This window comes from Umezawaea beigongshangensis, from assembly GCF_016464305.1.
In the GTDB taxonomy this organism is placed as follows: domain Bacteria; phylum Actinomycetota; class Actinomycetes; order Mycobacteriales; family Pseudonocardiaceae; genus Umezawaea_A; species Umezawaea_A beigongshangensis.
On the sequence record NZ_JAEIOJ010000003.1, the window covers coordinates 715,090 to 729,970 of the forward strand.

At 71.5% G+C, this 14,881-nt stretch carries 13 protein-coding genes, 3 tRNA genes and 1 pseudogene; 10 read left to right on the forward strand and 7 right to left on the reverse strand.

Translation table 11 applies throughout. The features are described 5' to 3' along the window. The first annotated feature begins 19 nt into the window (after positions 1 to 19). Both IMZ35_RS11570 and IMZ35_RS11575 read left to right on the forward strand, forming a co-directional pair. Positions 20 to 772, forward strand: a complete 753-nt coding sequence (locus tag IMZ35_RS11570) for an SDR family NAD(P)-dependent oxidoreductase (RefSeq protein ID WP_199440956.1) — start codon at positions 20 to 22, stop codon at positions 770 to 772. Between the two features lie 31 nt (positions 773 to 803). Continuing rightward, positions 804 to 1,373, forward strand: a complete 570-nt coding sequence (locus IMZ35_RS11575) for an NADPH-dependent FMN reductase (RefSeq protein WP_199440957.1) — start codon at positions 804 to 806, stop codon at positions 1,371 to 1,373. A gap of 195 nt (positions 1,374 to 1,568) precedes the next feature. Here IMZ35_RS11575 and IMZ35_RS11580 read toward each other — a convergent pair. Beyond that, a pseudogene (locus tag IMZ35_RS11580) lies at positions 1,569 to 2,352 on the reverse strand (transposase family protein). A gap of 173 nt (positions 2,353 to 2,525) precedes the next feature. After that, on the reverse strand, positions 2,526 to 3,398 hold the full coding sequence (locus IMZ35_RS11585; RefSeq protein ID WP_229371721.1) for an IS5 family transposase: 873 nt from the start codon (positions 3,396 to 3,398) through the stop codon (positions 2,526 to 2,528). Between the two features lie 256 nt (positions 3,399 to 3,654). On the opposite strand from IMZ35_RS11585, the gene IMZ35_RS31720 reads away from it, so the two are divergent. Both IMZ35_RS31720 and IMZ35_RS11595 read left to right on the forward strand, forming a co-directional pair. Further along, positions 3,655 to 3,981 (forward strand): helix-turn-helix domain-containing protein, encoded by a 327-nt coding sequence (locus tag IMZ35_RS31720; protein ID WP_199440959.1) that lies wholly within the window; start codon positions 3,655 to 3,657, stop codon positions 3,979 to 3,981. Positions 3,982 to 4,588: 607 nt separating this feature from the next. Beyond that, positions 4,589 to 5,377: an integrase gene (locus IMZ35_RS11595; protein ID WP_229371374.1), complete on the forward strand. Its 789-nt coding sequence runs from the start codon at positions 4,589 to 4,591 to the stop codon at positions 5,375 to 5,377. A gap of 96 nt (positions 5,378 to 5,473) precedes the next feature. On the opposite strand, the gene IMZ35_RS11600 is transcribed toward IMZ35_RS11595, so the two are convergent. From IMZ35_RS11600 to IMZ35_RS11615, 4 genes are all read right to left on the reverse strand, one after another. Next, a tRNA-Val gene (locus tag IMZ35_RS11600) sits at positions 5,474 to 5,545 on the reverse strand. A 1-nt stretch (position 5,546) separates the two neighbouring features. Continuing rightward, positions 5,547 to 5,618: transfer RNA gene (locus IMZ35_RS11605), tRNA-Cys, on the reverse strand. Positions 5,619 to 5,924: 306 nt separating this feature from the next. Then, positions 5,925 to 7,310 carry a hypothetical protein gene (locus tag IMZ35_RS11610; RefSeq protein WP_199440960.1) on the reverse strand — a complete coding sequence of 462 codons (1,386 nt, stop codon included), beginning with the start codon at positions 7,308 to 7,310 and terminating at the stop codon, positions 5,925 to 5,927. 242 nt (positions 7,311 to 7,552) lie between these two features. Then, a complete protein-coding gene (locus IMZ35_RS11615; protein WP_307867947.1) occupies positions 7,553 to 8,227 on the reverse strand; it encodes a TetR/AcrR family transcriptional regulator in 675 nt (224 codons plus the stop codon). A gap of 62 nt (positions 8,228 to 8,289) precedes the next feature. Here IMZ35_RS11615 and IMZ35_RS11620 point away from each other — a divergent pair, with 62 nt between their 5' ends. Then, entirely contained in the window at positions 8,290 to 9,321 is a 1,032-nt protein-coding gene (locus tag IMZ35_RS11620; RefSeq protein ID WP_199440961.1) for a medium chain dehydrogenase/reductase family protein, read from the forward strand. A gap of 80 nt (positions 9,322 to 9,401) precedes the next feature. Here IMZ35_RS11620 and IMZ35_RS11625 read toward each other — a convergent pair. After that, positions 9,402 to 9,472 (reverse strand) — tRNA-Cys (locus tag IMZ35_RS11625). Positions 9,473 to 10,338: 866 nt separating this feature from the next. Between IMZ35_RS11625 and IMZ35_RS11630 the strand changes: the two genes are divergently transcribed. The 5 genes from IMZ35_RS11630 (at position 10,339) to IMZ35_RS11650 (ending at position 14,724) form a co-directional block, all read left to right on the forward strand. Further along, a complete protein-coding gene (locus IMZ35_RS11630; RefSeq protein WP_438816857.1) occupies positions 10,339 to 11,952 on the forward strand; it encodes a sensor histidine kinase in 1,614 nt (537 codons plus the stop codon). A gap of 121 nt (positions 11,953 to 12,073) precedes the next feature. Then, positions 12,074 to 12,493 carry a roadblock/LC7 domain-containing protein gene (locus tag IMZ35_RS11635; protein ID WP_199440963.1) on the forward strand — a complete coding sequence of 140 codons (420 nt, stop codon included), beginning with the start codon at positions 12,074 to 12,076 and terminating at the stop codon, positions 12,491 to 12,493. Continuing rightward, positions 12,490 to 12,864, forward strand: coding sequence for a DUF742 domain-containing protein (locus IMZ35_RS11640; RefSeq protein WP_199440964.1), 375 nt, complete (start codon positions 12,490 to 12,492; stop codon positions 12,862 to 12,864). Before IMZ35_RS11635 ends, IMZ35_RS11640 begins: the two co-directional genes overlap by 4 nt. Before the next feature lie 52 nt (positions 12,865 to 12,916). Then, a complete protein-coding gene (locus tag IMZ35_RS11645; RefSeq protein WP_199441049.1) occupies positions 12,917 to 13,453 on the forward strand; it encodes a GTP-binding protein in 537 nt (178 codons plus the stop codon). 74 nt (positions 13,454 to 13,527) lie between these two features. Then, the gene (locus IMZ35_RS11650; RefSeq protein WP_199441050.1) at positions 13,528 to 14,724 is read left to right on the forward strand and encodes a cytochrome P450; all 1,197 of its coding nucleotides are present in this window, start codon (positions 13,528 to 13,530) and stop codon (positions 14,722 to 14,724) included. Positions 14,725 to 14,881: the final 157 nt, after the last annotated feature.

Below are 14,881 nucleotides of genomic sequence, written 5' to 3' on the forward strand. Positions count from 1 at the left end.
CCACCGGAGGGAAACAGACATGACCACCGCACGCAACGTCGTGATCACCGGGGCCGCCGGCGGCATCAGCTCCGAGATCACCGACCGGTTCCTGCGGAACGGTGACACCGTTCTCGCCAGCGACCTGCACCAGGAGACGCTCGACGAGTGGCGCACCCGCTGGGACCTCGACGGCCCGAACCCGTCGCTGCACACCTTTCCCGCTGACGTCTCCGACGAGGCGAGCCTGACCGGCCTGGCGGAAGCGGCGCAGGATTGGCTGGGCACCGTCGACGTCCTGATCAACGCCGCCGGGCACTTCCCCCAGACGCCCTTCGAGAAGATCTCGGGCGAGGAGTGGCGCCGGGTCGTCGAGGTCAACCTCAGCGGCACCTTCTACACCGTCCAGGCGCTTCTCCCGCTGATCAAGCGGAGCGAGCGCGGGCGCATCATCAACATCGGGTCCGGCGGAATGTTCTTCGGAGTCCCGATGCAGGCGCACTACATCGCCTCGAAGGCCGGTGTCATGGGCCTGACGCGAGTCCTGGCCCGCGAGCTCGGCAACGACTACCCGATCACCGTCAACCTCGTCACCCCGGGGCTCGTCGTGACCCCTGCGGCCGCCGCGGTCCTGCCGGAGCCTCTGCTGGCGATGCAGCGCAACCTGCGCTCCTTCCACCGCGACGAGGTCCCGGACGACGTCGTCGGCTCGGTCTTCTTCCTCGCGTCCGACGACGCCGCCTTCATCACCGGCCAGACGCTCAACGTCGACGGCGGCCTCACCATGTGGTGATGGCAGCCGCACTCTCGATCCTGGAGGAGCCATGCCCAAGCTCTTGATCATCATTGGCAGCACGCGGCCGGGCCGGGTCGGGTTGCCGGTGGCCACCTGGTTCTCGAAGCTGGCGGTCACGGACGGGCGCTTCGACGTCCAGCTCGTCGATCTGGCGGAGCTCGCGCTTCCGTTCCTCGACGAGCCCGACCACCCCGCGCTGCGCAACTACACGACGCCGCACGCGCTCGAGTGGAGTTCGATCGTCGACAGCGCCGATGCCGTCGTGCTCGTCACGGCCGAGTACAACTTCGGTTACCCGGCCCCGCTGAAGAACGCACTCGACTACCTCTGTCACGAATGGCGGCACAAACCTCTCGGTTTCGTCTCCTACGGTGGTGTCGCCGCCGGGACGCGAGCGGTCCAGCAGCTTCAGCAGGTGACCAGTGCCCTGCAGATGGTGACGGTCCGCACCTCGGTGCACATCCCGTTCGTCCACAGCGCGCTGGACGCGAACGGAGAACTCGTGGCCAACACGCAGATGGACGCGGCGGCGACTTCGATGTTCGCCGAGCTGGAGGCCCTCAACGCGGCGCTGGCACCGGCACGAGCTGTGAAGTAGTCCCACGAGCCGTACGCGCTCTCGTTCTCCAGAAATCGGCCAGGGACCCGGAGCAGACGTCGATCGCGACGTCTGCTCCGGGTCCCTGGCCGCTGCGCGTCGCCGAGCCCGTTCAATAGCCGGAAGCAGATGACCGCGGTGACGAGAACTATTTGCGCGCCGGACGCGCCGAAATCTAGCTCCAGTGAACCTTTTTCATCGTGGTTGGCGACGGGTCTCGATGTGGTGCGGGACGAGGACGGCCGCGACGATCGCGGTGGCCCGGCGTGGACAGCAGCGCAGCTTGACCAGCGCTTTCCAGCCCTTGAGCAGTGACACGGCGCGTTCGCCGAGTGCGCGGATGCGGGCGTGTGCCCGGTTGACCGCCTTCTGGCCTCGTGACAGCCGCGGACGTGCGGCGTGGCGCTTGAACGGGGTGCGCGCCGTGCCGCCCGCGCCTTGACACGCCTTGTCGGCGAAGGTGGTGACGTCGTGGGCGGTCAGCGCGTCGAGCAGGCCGTGGGTGCGGGCCGCGGTCAGGTCGTGCACGGAGCCGGGCAGGGCCGGCGAGGCCCGCACCAGCCGACCCGCCGGGTCGGCGAGGACCTGGACGTTGACGCCGTGGCGACGGTGCGTGCCCGAGCAGCACGGCTTCTGGTTCGTGACGCGGTCGATCGGGACGAGGGTGCCGTCCAGGATCGCGCAGGCCAGTCGGGCGGCGCGTTCACCTGCGGTGCGGAGGTCGTCGGCCAGAGCGACGAGAAGGTCTGCCGCTTCGCGGACGTAGCGCCAGGCGGTGCTGCAGGAGATGTCGAACCCGACGGCGAGGCGGGTGTGGGTGTCGCCGCCTGCGCAGGTGGGCAAGTACGAGCAGCGCCTGACGACCGGGATCCAGGCGCCGCCACCGGGACCGACGTCGCGTCCGCTCCGCGCGGATGAGATCGGCCAGGCGGACGAGGGTGCGGTCGGACAGCGGAATCGCGGCGGGGGAAGACAGCACGGCGAGGCTCCCGGGTCGGGGCGTCGGATCTTGGTCGACCGCTGTCCTACCGGGAGCCTCGCCCACCGCGCTCCGCACTGCTCAGCCTGCGCCGTGACCCGCACCGTCACGACGAAAAAGGCTCAGTGCTGTCGACGCGTGCTCCACGACGTGCCTTGGTGGCTGTTTTCGAGCTACTGGGGTTGGGTGAGTCGGCGGCTGGTGATGCGGATCATGGACCAGCGGACCATGGCTTCGTGGTGGTGGCGTAGGCGTTCGTAGTCGCGAACGCAGCGGCGGTGGCCGGTGATCCACGCCAAGGTCCGCTCGACCACCCACCTTCGTGGCAGCACGGTGAAGTACGGCAGGTCGGGACGTCGGACGATCTCCACCACCAGGCCGAGAGTGGCGCGGGCCCAGTCGAGCAGGGGGCCGGTGTAGCCGCCGTCGGCCCACACCGACGAGGCTCGCCTGCCGGCGGCGTCGCGCATGCGGCGCAGCAGGCTGCGGGCGGCGACCCGGTCCTGCGTCGACGCCGGGGTCACCAGCACGGCCAACAGCAGTCCCGTGGTGTCCACGACGATGTGACGTTTGCGGCCGGGGATCTTCTTGCCCGCGTCGTAACCGCGGGTCGCGCGGCCGACGGTCTCGGCGGCGCGCACCGACTGCGAGTCCATGATCACCGCCGACGGCGCCGCGACCCGGTCTCCCACAAGCCTGACCCGGTCGCGCAGCTCGTCGAGCAACCGCTGTGTGGCGCCGACCTTCTCCCAGGCGGCGAAACGCTCGTAGACCGTGGGCCACGGCGAGAAGTCCGCCGGCAGGGCCCGCCACTTGATGCCGTTGTCGACCACGTACAGGATCGCGTCCACGATCACCCGACGGCAGTGCTTCTCCCACCGCCCGCCTTGACCGGCCAGACACGCCGGATCGGGCAACAGCGGGTCCAACTCGGCCCACTGGGCGTCGGTGACGTCGCTGGGATACCGACTCGTCCGTCGGGTGGGCTGGTGGGAGGCGGCCAGACGGCAGCACGGCGCACCCGCGGTGGAACCGCCCGCGGGCATCGGGCACGATAACAACGGAACTCCTGGTGGAACGGCGCATAGACACCGTCCGATCTACCAGGAGTTCCCCGTCTCCGCACCAAAGGCCCCTTCACCTGCCCAAGCTCGGAAACGGGCACTCAGAAAGCTCCTCGGTGTCACCGACGTACTTCTGCCCACAACAGCAATCTGCAGATTGCAGGATCGTCGCGTCTACCGTGGTGGAAATGCTCGCCGTTCGGATGGCAGGTGCAACCGGTGATGCAGTGGAGGGTGCGTGGAGTCGGTCGAGCAGCCCTCAGCCGAGATCGCGGGCGTCGTCGGTGTCGCCGAACTGGTCGCCGCGCTGCACGAGGTCACCGTCCTCCTGGGACAGTGGCTGCAGCGCGCGCCGCAGGACCCCGACGCGCTCCTGACGACGGAACAGGCCGCGCAGCTGCTGCAGGTCCCCTGCCGCAGCCTGCAGGACCGGGCTGCCGCTGACAGCGTCCCGCACCACCGCTTCGGCAAGCACTACCGGTTCAGCAGAAGCGACATCGCCGCTATTCACGAGTTGACCCAGCGCGCCAAGAACTCGGACAAAAAGCGACCGCAACCACGATGACGCGAGTGCGGGTATTCACATTGAATTGTGTCACCGCAGTCGTCGATTTGGAAAGGTGAGTCGCGCACGGCGTGCGGCGAGAAAGACCACGACGGTCCCAACGGGTGGCGGTCCCGGTACCGCAAGCCCGACGGGACCCTGGGCAGCAGGTCCGGCTTCTCCTCGGAGACGGCGGCGAAGAAGTGGGGCGAGGAGCAGGAGGCGCTCATCCGCCGCCACGTGTGGATCGACCCGCGAGCCGGCGAGACGCCCTTCGGGAAGTTCGCGGAGCAGTGGTACGAGGCGGTGAAACCCAGGCTGGGCGGGAACACGGTCAACGAGTACCGCTCGTTCCTGGACAACCACCTCCTCCCGCAGTGGGAGGACTGGCCCGTGATCGCCATCTTCAACGGCTACCTCGAGATCGAGAAGTGGGTCTCCGAGCTGCACGACGAACTCGCCGAGTCCAGCATCTCCTCGGTGTTCGCCCTGTTCTCGCAGATCATGAAGGCCGGAGTCCGGGCCAAGGTGATCCCCGCCAGCCCGTGCGTCGACATCAAGGTCACCACGGGGGAGTTCGAGGAGGAGCGACTGGTCCGCGACACCGGCGCAGGCCCTGCGCGCGGCCATGCGGTTGTACGAGAGCAAGGCGGGCCTCGCGGGGTTCACGCTGTGCCTGCTGGACTTCTGCACCGGCGCCCGGTGGGGCGAGCTGGTCGGGCAGCAGCGGCACGAGTACGACGAGATCGGCCGCGCCATCGCGATCAGGAAGCCCCTCAAGGAGATCAACGGCAAGGTCAGCAAGGCCGGTGTGCTCACCGCCGAGGTGCTCGACGAGGTCCCGGTGCTGACGAAGAGGGGCACGCGCAGGGCGAAGAAGACCGGCCGCACCAAGACGCCCGCCGGAACCCGGCCGGTCGAGCTGCCTGCCAGCATCGCCACGTTCTACGAGATGCTGATGCGCAGTCACGACAACCCGTTCGTCCTGCACTCCCCCGAGGGGCACGCCCTGCGGCGGTCGAACTTCCGCCAGCGCTTCTGGCGCGAGGTGTGGGACGGCGTCTCGCCCGACGAGCCCGGCGCCCGCGACCACGTGCCCCCGATCCTGCCGACCTTCACCTTCCACGAGGGCCGCCACGGCCACAACGCCTGGATGGTCGAGGACGGCATCCCCGAGGTGGCGCGTCGAGGCAGGCTCGGGCAGAAGATGAAGGGCATCGCCCGCACCTGCGACCACGTCACGCCGACGATGCGGGCCGACATCCTGCGCGGCATGGAGGCGCGCTGGCAGTCGTCACTGTCCGCGCTCGCCGGTGAGGAGCGTCACAGGCTGTTCGAGTGGTTCCCGCACCTGCGCGAGCAGTTCTCGCACCAGGGCCCGGCGGCCTCGCCGCTGCGCCAGCAGGACTCGGCCTGAGCGGTTCTCCATTTTCGCTCCACTTGATCTTGAACGCAACAAAGAAGGCCCGCTCCTCGATGAGGAACAGGCCTTCTGAGCAGTGCGTATACTCGGTGGGCGATACTGGGATTGAACCAGTGACCCCTTCCGTGTCAGGGAAGTGCTCTCCCGCTGAGCTAATCACCCGAGGCGGAGACGGGAATCGAACCCGCGTGCAGGGCTTTGCAGGCCCTTGCCTAAGCCACTCGGCCACTCCGCCCTTGCACTGCTGCACAGCCTAGACCACCCACCACCCGCTCTCGCACCGGGGGGTCGATCACGCGGCCCGGCCGGGTTCCGGCTGCTCGGGCAGGGGGAATGCTTCCGGGTGCACCAGCAGGAAGCCCTCACCGGGGCGTCACCGGTCGCCAGGCGGCGCGGGCCGTCGTGGCCCAGCACCACCCGGATCGGAAGCCCCGCTGCGGATCAGGACGAGGTCTCTCCGCGAATCGCCCCGCTCCAGCAGCGCGAGCGGACCGTCCGGGTCCGGCGGACGACATCCGCCGGACCCGGATCGGACGTGCGCCTACCCGGCCCGGCCGGCCAGGAACCCGCCGAACACGGAGGCGAGGCCCAGCACGCCGAGCAGCAGGGGAACCACGACGGGAGCACCCATCGCGAGCACCAGCACGGCGAACAGCACCAGCAGCGCGCCGAGGACGATCAGCCCGCGACCGCCCCACAGCTGGAGGGCCGTAGGGCCGGACGAGCTGGCCGTGACGGCCTGCTCGTCCGTGGCGGCCTTCTCGTCCGCGGTGGTCGGCGTCGCCGCGACGGCGGCGGGAACCGCCGCGGGCTCCGGCTCGGCGACCGGGGAGTCGGCGACCTCGGTCTTCGCGGGCTCGGACCCGACGGGCTCGGTGGCCGCGGGCGTCGCGATCTCGGGTTCGACGATCTCGGGCGTCGCGACCTCGGTGACCTCGGGCTCGGCGGCCGCGGGCGTCGTGACCTCGGGCTCGACGATCTCGGGCGTCGCGGGCTCGACGGCTTCGGTCTTCGCGACCTCGGGCTCGGCGGGCTCGGGCTCGGCGGGCTCGGTGGCCGCGGGCGTCGCGGTCGCGGTGATCGGCGTCGACTCCGGAGCGGGGTCGGTGGCCGCGGTGAGCGCCGGCGCCTCGGGGGCGGCCTCGACCGCCGGGGTCTCGGGCTCCTCGGCGGCGGGCAGCGCGGTCACCGAGGAGGTCTCTGCGACGGCGGGCTCCTCGGCGGGCTTCTCGGTGGGCTTCGCGACGGCGACGGGGGTCGTGGTGACGGCCACGGCCTCGACCACCTCCGCGTCCACGACACCGGCTTCCACGGCGTCCGCCTCGGCGGGCGTCTCCACGACCACGGCGTCCACGATCTCGGCCCCGGCGACCTCGGTCCCGGCGACCGGTTCCGCAGCGGGCATCTCACCGACCAGCGCTTCGACGACCTCGGCCTCGGTGACCACCGGCTCGGCGGGCTCCGCGACCGGCGTCGGAGCGTCGGCGGCGGGTGTCTCGGCGACCTCCGCGACCTCGGGCGCTGCGACGGTCGTCGCGGCCACGCGCGCCTCGGCGAGCGGTGCCACCTCCGCCTCGACCGGAGCTGGTGCCTGTGCCCGTGCCTCGACGATCTCCGCCGCGGGGACCTCCGCGGGGACCGGGACCACCGGCGCGGCCGGTGACACCGAGGCCGACTCGCCGAGCTTCGTGCGCAGTTCGTCGTGGCTGAGCACGGTGACGCCGAGCTGGGTCGCCTTGGTGACCCTGGCCGCCTCGGCCACCGCGCCCTCGACCACCAGGTAGTCGACGGTGTTGGTGAGGATCTTGGCGAGCCGCGCGCCGCGCGACACCGCCCACTCCCGCAGGTCGTCCGCCGCGGGGGAGGAGCCCAGCACGAGCACCCTGGGGCCGGGTGCGACGCGCTTGGGGGACGCTGACTTCGTCACAGCAGTTTCCACCTTCTCACTCGTGCTGACCCGGAATCGACGCTGCCCCTCGCGCCGCGGCGGCCCCGTCGGGCAGCGCTCCGCTCGTGACGAGCGGGAGGCGAGACGATCACCGGGTGGCAGCGCGGGCCTCGTGTGGCACGCACGTCATCACACCTGCGGCTGAACGGTCAAGTTTCGCGTGGCACACGTGCGGTGGGTTCGCACGACGGGATCGCCGAGCGGTGCACCTCCGGGTGAACTCACCGCTCCGACTCGCGGAGGACGGCGGCCACCTCCTCGGCGAAGAGCTGCTCCGGGTCGAAGCTCGTCCCGGTGAACTGACCGGCCAGTTCCAGGCTGATCACGCCGTGCATCCGGGTCCAGAACGTCAGCGCCCTGCGCAGCGCCGACGGCGGTGCCGGATGCTCTCCGGCCCACTCGCGGTGCGTGGCGAGGTGTTCGTCGAGGGGACGCTCGTCACTGGCGCGCAGCCGCTCGAACGTGTCGAGCAGGGCGGTCATGACGCGCCGCGCGCTGTGCACGGTCTCCGGCGGGGCGGCGTAGCCGGGCACGGGCGTGCCCCAGACGAGGAAGTAGCGGTGCGGCTGCGCGAGCGCCCACCGGCGCAGCGCGTGCGCGATGGCCGCGGGCTTGACGGCCGGGTCCTGCTCGGCCGCGGCGGCCGTGCTCACGACGTCGGCGATCTCGCGGTAGGCGTCGCCGATGAGGTCGGTCATCAGCTCGTCGCGGTTGGCGAAGTAGCGGTACAGGGCCGGGCCGCTCATGCCCATCTTCTTGGCGATGGCGTTGAGCGAGATCCCGGACGCGCCGGTCTCCGCGATCTGCTGCCAGGCCAGGTCCTTCACCTCCGAGCGCACCTGCCTGCGGTAGCGCTCCCTGGGGTTGCCGCTCTCCGTCACCGAGCTCTCCTCCACGCTTGCATCATGCAGTAGTTAGAAGTTATAACGGTAATGACAACTTCTAGTGGAAGTACGAGATGTCTAACGCCGAACTGATCGAGGTCGTCCTGCCGGGCGAGGTCGAGCCGGAGGGCCTCCAGCTGCGCCGCGGGCCCGTGCCCGTGCCCGCCGCCGGTCAGGTGCTGGTGGGCGTGGAGGCGACGGGCGTGTCCTTCGCGGAGCAGCAGATGCGTCGCGGCCGGTACTACGACCAGCCGCCGTTCCCGTTCGTCCCCGGCTACGACCTGGTGGGCCGGGTGCTGGTCACGGGTGGCGGGGTGGACCCGGCGCTGCGCGGCACCCGCGTCGCGGCGCTGACGAAGATCGGCGGGTGGGCCAGCCACGTGCTCCTCGACGCCGCCGACCTGGTCGAGGTGCCCGAGGGCGTCGACGCGATCGACGCGGAGACCCTCGTGGTCAACGGCATCACCGCCTGGCAGATGCTGCACCGCAGGGCCCGCGTGCGGCGGGGGCAGACGATCCTGGTGCACGGCGCCAACGGCGGCGTGGGCTCCACGCTCGTGCAGCTCGCCCGCGCGGCGGGCGTGTCGGTCATCGGCACGGCGTCCGTCCGGCACCACGACACCCTGCGGGCCCTGGGTGTCACGCCGATCGACCACCGCACCGAGGACGTTCCGGCGCGGGTGCGCGAGATCGCGCCCGACGGCGTCGACGCCGTGTTCGACCACGTGGGCGGTCGCAGCGTGACCGACTCGTGGAGGCTGCTCGCGAGGGGCGGCACCCTCGTCGCCTACGGCACCGCGGTCACCAGGGACGACACCGGCTCCAAGCGGCTGCCGGTGCTGAAGGTCCTCGCCCGCACGCTGCTGTGGAACGCGCTGCCCAACGGCCGCAGCGCCGGGTTCTACAACATCTGGGGCGGCAGGTCGTTCCGCGCCGACCGCTTCCGGGCGCGGCTGCGCGACGACCTCACCGCCGTGTTCGAGGCCCTGCGCGACGGCCGGATCACCGCTCAGGTCGGCGGGCGGCTGCCGCTGACCAGGGCCGCCGACGCCGTGCGGCTGGCCGAGTCGGGCACGGTCGTCGGCAAGGTCGTGCTGACGCCGTGAGGTCTCGGCCGCCGGCACCGCGGCCCGTGACGCGCGGCGGTGGGAGACCGGCCCCTGTCCGCCGGTCTCCCACCGCTCGGAGGCGAAGACGGGATTCGAACCCGTGTACGGGGTTTTGCAGACCCCTGCCTGTCCTCTCGGCCACTCCGCCCTGGTGAGGACCACGAAACACGAGGTCGTGACGGGTGTCGAGCGCGTCCGTTCTCGTCCCGACCGGTGAGAGCGGTTGCCGTGCGGACGGAGAACGGCTACGGATCGCGGTCGAGGGTCACCGCGCGCATTCCCGGTGCGAATGCGCCGAACCGGCTCCGGGTGTGAAAGATTGACGCCGCGCTTCGCGGCGCGGATGCGGCGGTGGCGTCGTGTTGCGCACGGGGCCATTGTGCGGCACGAAGATCGTCGGCGAGACGTGCGACACATCCGGCAATCGCAGCGCGGGCACGATCAGATGTGCGCGGGGGCCATCGTGCGCCTCCGGAAGCCAGCACCCGCTGCCGCTCTCCCACCTGCGTCTACCTCGTGCCGTTGCTCCGTTCGAGCTAAGCCGGAGTCGGCGAATGCAGTGCGCCTTGACACTCCGGACGGCGCTGGGCACGCTGATCGCGCTCCGCGGGCCGCGGCAGACGTGCGAATGGTCGGGTCGAAAGACCGCCTTCCCGGCTCGTGTGCAGCACCGATGATCTCGTCCTGTCCGAAAAATCTCTCCGGGGGAGTGGTAGAACGCCGCATCCGTGTTCTCGACCTCGATGCGGCGCGGAACCGACCGGTGAGTAGCATCGGTTCTCCCGTGCGGTGGCCGCGTCTCGAACCACCAGCCCGATGCTACGAGGAAACGGTGTTGAACGAGCAGATCCGGGTCGCGTCGCCGATCGTGCGCATCCGCTGAGCGGACAGTTGTCCCAGCACGAAAATCCCTGTCGTCACCAATCGCCCGCGAGGACCTGATTGATGTCAGCACACACACCGATTCGTCGATCGGCGGAACGCCCGCCCGCGGGCCGGGCAGTGCTCGCGTTCGTGATCGCGTTGCTGGTCACCACCGCCGCGTGCGTCTGGGCGGTGGTCGCGACCCCGGACTCGGGCAGAGTGCTCGTGGCGTGGTGCGCCGGTGCGACCGCGGTGCTGCTGTCGGTGGCCGTCGCGCTGGCCGTGCACGGACGCGACGCCGCGCGGTTCCACGCCGGGCGCGCGGCGCAGGTGCGGGCGGAGTCGGCCCACCTGGCCGACCAGCTCGTCCCGGCGCTCATCGGGCGCCTGCGGGCCGGATCGTCGCCGGAGACGGCGCTCGCCGAGATCGAGGAGCCGGTCGACCCCCGGCACCAGCTCGTGCTGCGCACGCTGGCCGAGGAGGTCGGTCGGGGCGAGCGGATGCGCGCCGCGGCGATGGCGGCCTGCGCCAACGCCGCCGGGCGGGTGCAGGCGCTGGCCACGAGCATGCTCGCCGACCTGCGCGAGATGGAGGAGCGGCACAGCGAGGAGGTCCTGGGCGACCTGCTGAAGCTCGACCACAGCACCGCTCAGGCCGGTCGCCTCGCCGACAGCATCGCCGTCCTGACCGGCGCCCGCTCCGGCCGCCGCTGGACCAAGCCGATCGTGATGGAGAGCATCCTGCGCGGTGCGGTCGGCCGGGTCAGCGCCTACCAGCGCGTGCGCACCCACTCCGCCAGCACGGTCGCCGTCGTCGGCTACGCCGCGGAGGGCGTCATGCACGCCCTCGCCGAGCTGATCGACAACGCCACCAGCTTCTCGCCGCCCTCCGAGCAGGTCCACGTGTACGTGGAGGAGGTCCAGACCGGTGTCGTCGTGACCATCGAGGACGGTGGTCTCGTCATGGGCGATCTGGCCCTGCGGCGCGCGGAGCAGGCCGTGTCCTCGGAGACGCTGGACCTGACCACCCTGTCCGGCACCAGGCTCGGCCTCGCGGTCGTGGGCTGTCTGGCGCGCAAGCACGGCCTGACGGTGTCCTTCCGCCCGTCCTCGCGCGGCGGCACCGGTGTGGTCGTCATGATCCCCCGGCAGCTCATCACCGAACCGCGGCAGAGCGGTACCGGCAAGCGCCGGTTCGCCGGCTCGTCGCGGGCACCGGCGACGGTCGCGACGTCCGCGCCGCTCCAGCTCCCCACGGCCGCCGACGTCGAGGCGGCGACCGGAGTCACCGCCGAGGCGCCGGCCGCCGACGGCGCTCCGCCCGAGCTGCCGCGCCGCGCGCGCGGCCGCACGCTGGCCGCGACGTTCCCCGCCCCGCAGCGCAGGGCGGCCGAACCCGCGCCGCGCGCCGACGCGGGCGCCCGCTTCGGCGCGTTCCGCAACGCCGGTCGCCCGGCCGCCGCGAGCGGGAACAACGGGACCGTCCCGGAGTTCCGCCTCCCGGCGGAGGAGACGCCCGCGCAGCCGGAGCAGGACCTCCAGCAGACCGAGCCCCCGCAGCAGGACCAGGCCGACGCCCGGCCGGACGGGCTCCAGCAGGAGGAGCGCGCCCCGCGGCCGGAGCCGGAGACCGCGCAGTTCCCGGTGCCGGACCTCGCGTCGGGGCCGCAGTTCCCGCACGCCCGGACCACCAGGCCACTACCGCCGCCGCGGGAACCCCGGCAAGCTCCTCCGACGGAGGACGGCCCGAGGTGGCCCACCTGAACCTCCACCGGAGACCGGTGAGCCGCACCGGTCCTCTTCAGGAACGTCGAACACCCGCACAGATTGGAGGCAGGGGCACGCTTCCGGGCAACCGCGCCGGGAACACCGCCCCACAGGCCGGATGAACACCACGGACCGCGATCTCGACTGGCTGCTGGAGAACCTGCTGGAGAGGACACCGGGAGCGAAACACGCCCTCGTGCTGTCCAAGGACGGACTCAAGCTCTGCCGCACCTCCGGGCTGTCGGTGGACCAGGCCGACCAGCTGGCCGCCATCTCCTCCGGCATGCAGAGCCTCGCCTACGGCGCCTCCGTCGAGTTCGGCGACGGCACCGGCGGCGTGCGCCAGTCCATGACGGAGTTCCACGGCGGACTGCTGTTCATCGTGGAGGCCGGGCAGGGCGCGCACCTCGCGGTCGTCGCGGTGGACGACGCCGACGTCGGCATCATCGGGCACAACATGAACGAGCTGGTCGAGCAGATCGGGGAGTACCTCAGCACGCCGCCCCGTCAGTCCCGGCACAGCCCCCGGCCGGCATGAGCCCGCGGCTCGACGACGAGGACCCGGACCGGTTGTACACGGTCACGGGCGGGCGCAGCCGGGTGGACGCCGGCGCGGTCGACCTCGTCACCCTCATCGTCAGCGAGAGCGAGCCGTCGACGGGGATGCAGTCCGAGCACGTCCGCATCCTGACGCTGTGCCGCAGGCCCACGGCGGTCGTGGAGATCTCCGCGGACCTCGGGATGCCGGTCAGCGTCGTGAAGATCCTGCTGTGCGACCTGCTCGACACGGGTGCCGTCACCGCGCGGCACCCGTCGGTGACGCGGGTGTCCTCGTCGCCGGGCGTCCACCCCTCCCTGCCCGACCCCGAACTCCTGAAGCAGGTGCTCGTTGGACTCCAGAACCTCTGACCGAGACGTCCGAACACCGCTGCGGAGCACGGCGGAGAACGGTCTGAAGATCGTGATCGTCGGCGGGTTCGGCGTGGGCAAGACCACGATGGTCCGCTCGGTCAGCGAGATCCGCCCGCTGAGCACCGAGGAGACCATGACGCGGGCCGGGGTCGGCATCGACGACGCCGCGGGCGTGCAGGACAAGACGACCACGACCGTCGCGTTCGACTTCGGCCGCATCAGCCTGAACGACGAGATGGTGCTGTACCTGTTCGGTGCGCCGGGGCAGGAGCGGTTCTGGTTCCTGTGGGACCAGCTGTTCGCCGGCACCCTCGGCGCGGTGGTGCTCGTGGACACCAGGCGGCTCGCCGACTCCTGGTACGCCATCGACCGGCTCGAACACCACGGCACGCCGTTCATCGTGGCGCGCAACGACTTCGGCGGTCCGCAACACACGCTGGAGCAGGTGCGCGACGCGCTCGACCTGTCCCCGGAGGTACCGCTCGTCGACTGCGACGCGCGGTCGCGCGACTCCAGCAAAGCCGTGCTGATCGCTCTGGTCGAACACCTCCACGCCTTGTCCTCCGCCAGGGAGACCACTCCGTGACCAACCCCCCACACCCGTCCGACCTCTCCACGCCGCCGGCCGGGTGCCCGGCGCACGCGAAGTCCGCGGTGGCGCTGCACAGCCCGCGGTTCCAGCAGCAGCCCGCGGAGCTGTACCGCGAGCTGCGCCGGGAGCACGGCCCCGTGGCCCCGATCGTGCTCGACGGCGGCGTGCCCGCCTGGTACGTCATCGGCTACCGCGAGCTGCACCACGTCCTGAGCAACCCGCACCTGTTCGCGCGGGACTCCCGCCGGTGGAACCAGTGGGACCGCGTCCCGGCGGACTGGCCGCTCATGCCCTACGTCGGCCACAACCCCTCCGTCATGTTCACCGAGGGCGACGAGCACCGGCGGCGCTCCGGAGCGATCAGCGACGCGCTCGCCGCGGTCGACCAGTTCGAGCTGCGCACGAGCTGCGAGCAGATCGCCGACCAGCTCATCGACGCGTTCGTGGTGTCCGGCGAGGCGGACCTCAAGGCCCAGTACGCGCACCCGATGCCGTCGCTGGTCGTCTCGAAGCTGTTCGGGCTGCCCGATTCCGAGGCTCCGGAGGTGGTGCGCAACCTCGCCGCCTCGCTCGACGGCGGACCGGACGCCATCCCGGCGTACCAGCGGGTCGTCACCACGATGGAGCGCCTGCTGCGCACCAAGCGCGCGCGTCCCGGCCCCGACGTGCCCTCCCGGCTGCTGGCCCACCCGGCCGCGCTGACGGAGGAGGAGCTGACGCAGGACCTGCTCGTCATCATGTCCGCCGCGCAGCAGCCCACGGCCAACTGGATCGGCAACACGCTGCGGCTGATGCTGACCGACGACCGGTTCGCCGTGACGCTGTCCGGTGGTCGGCGCAGCGCGGGCCAGGCGCTCAACGAGGTGCTGTGGGAGGACACGCCCACCCAGAACTTCGTCGGCCGCTGGGCGTCGCAGGCCACCCAGCTCGGCGGGCAGCGCATCCAGCAGGGCGACCTGATCGTCATGGGCCTGGCCGCGGCCAACACCGACCCGCAGGTGCGACCGGACTCCTACGAGGGTTCTGTGGGCAACCACGCGCAGATGTCGTTCAGCCACGGCGAGCACCGCTGCCCGTTCCCGGCGCCCGAGCTGGCGGAGGTCATCGCCAGGGCCGCCGTCGAGGTCCTGCTCGACCGGCTCCCCGACGTCGTGCTGGCGGTGGCCCCCGAGCAGCTCGTGTGGCGGCAGTCGGTGTGGATGCGCGGACTGGAGTCGCTGCCCGTGGAGTTCACCCCGGCCTACGTCACCAGCAGCTTCCGCTGATCCCCGGTGGTGGGGGGGGGGGGGGGGGGGGGGGGGGGGGGGGGGGGGGGGGGGGGGGGGGGGGGGGGGGGGGGCGGCGGGGGGGGGGGGGGGGGGGCGGGCGGGCGGGCGGGGCGCGCGCCCCCCGGCCGCGGCGCCCCCCCGCCCCCCCCGCGCC

Bases quoted from the DNA above. Each gene is read 5' to 3' on its own strand.
- IMZ35_RS11570 (WP_199440956.1), top strand. From the start codon at position 20: ATGACCACCGCACGCAACGTCGTGATCACCGGGGCCGCCGGCGGCATC.
- IMZ35_RS11575 (WP_199440957.1), top strand. From the start codon at position 804: ATGCCCAAGCTCTTGATCATCATTGGCAGCACGCGGCCGGGCCGGGTC.
- IMZ35_RS11585 (WP_229371721.1), bottom strand. From the start codon at position 3,398: ATGCCCGCGGGCGGTTCCACCGCGGGTGCGCCGTGCTGCCGTCTGGCC.
- IMZ35_RS11595 (WP_229371374.1), top strand. From the start codon at position 4,589: ATGCGGTTGTACGAGAGCAAGGCGGGCCTCGCGGGGTTCACGCTGTGC.
- IMZ35_RS11620 (WP_199440961.1), top strand. From the start codon at position 8,290: ATGTCTAACGCCGAACTGATCGAGGTCGTCCTGCCGGGCGAGGTCGAG.
- IMZ35_RS11635 (WP_199440963.1), top strand. From the start codon at position 12,074: ATGAACACCACGGACCGCGATCTCGACTGGCTGCTGGAGAACCTGCTG.
- IMZ35_RS11640 (WP_199440964.1), top strand. From the start codon at position 12,490: ATGAGCCCGCGGCTCGACGACGAGGACCCGGACCGGTTGTACACGGTC.